We start from the raw sequence: 828 nt of genomic DNA, 5'->3' as shown, positions 1-828 counted from the left end.
AAGCTGGCCAGCAGCAGCATGTACAGGCTCACGCCCTCGGCCAGGGCCAGGGTCTCGAGGCGCGCCAGCAGCGGCGCGGGGATCTCCAGCGCCCTGGCGGCACCACGGGCGTCGGCCTGGGCCGGGCGTGGCCAGTCGCAGGGCAGCGCCAGGACCTGGGGCGCACCTTGCAGTTGCTGCTGCCAGAAGCTGACCTCGCGCTGCAGCACGGCGCCCTGCAAGTATTGGTGCTGCCAGGCTGCGTAGTCGGCGTATTGCACGGGCAGTGCGGGCAGCGCGGTCGGTTGCCCTGCGCGCAGGCTCGCGTAGATCTGGCTGAACTCGTTGACCAGCACGGCCACCGACCAGCCGTCGGCGACCATATGGTGCAGTGCCAGCAACAGCAGGTGCTGGTGCTCGCCAAGCTTGAGCACCCGCGCGCGGATCAGCGGCGCCTGGCGCAGGTCGAAGGGCAGGCGCAGGTTGTCCAGGCTTTCCTGTTCGGCCACTTGTTGGCGCTGGACGTCATCCATCGAGCTGAGGTCGCGCAGGCTGACCTCCAGCTCCAGTTGCTCGGCGATGCGCATGACCGGTTCGCCGTCGATGTCGTGGTAGGCGCTGCGCAGTACCTCGTGGCGGGCCAGCAGGGCATTGAAGGTGGCCCGCAGCGCCGCCAGGTCCAGCAGCCCGTTCAAGCTCAGGCTGGCGGCCATGTTGTAGGACGCCGAGGGGCCGTGCAGGCGGTCGACCAGCCACAGCCGCTGCTGGCTCAGCGACACCGGCATGTGCGCCTGGCGCGGCACCGGCAGCAGCGTCGGGCGCGCCGTGCCCAGATCGGAAGAGCGGTTC

At 70.0% G+C, this 828-nt stretch carries 1 protein-coding gene; it reads right to left on the bottom strand.

The annotated features are described in order from the left end of the window. Window positions 1-828: condensation domain-containing protein (locus tag B4L76_RS21885; protein WP_296235252.1), on the bottom strand; the 828-nt coding region annotated here is incomplete at both ends.

Source organism: Pseudomonas sp. UBA4617, assembly GCF_002386445.1.
GTDB lineage: Bacteria > Pseudomonadota > Gammaproteobacteria > Pseudomonadales > Pseudomonadaceae > Aquipseudomonas.
This window is presented reverse-complemented; position numbering and strand designations above follow the sequence as displayed.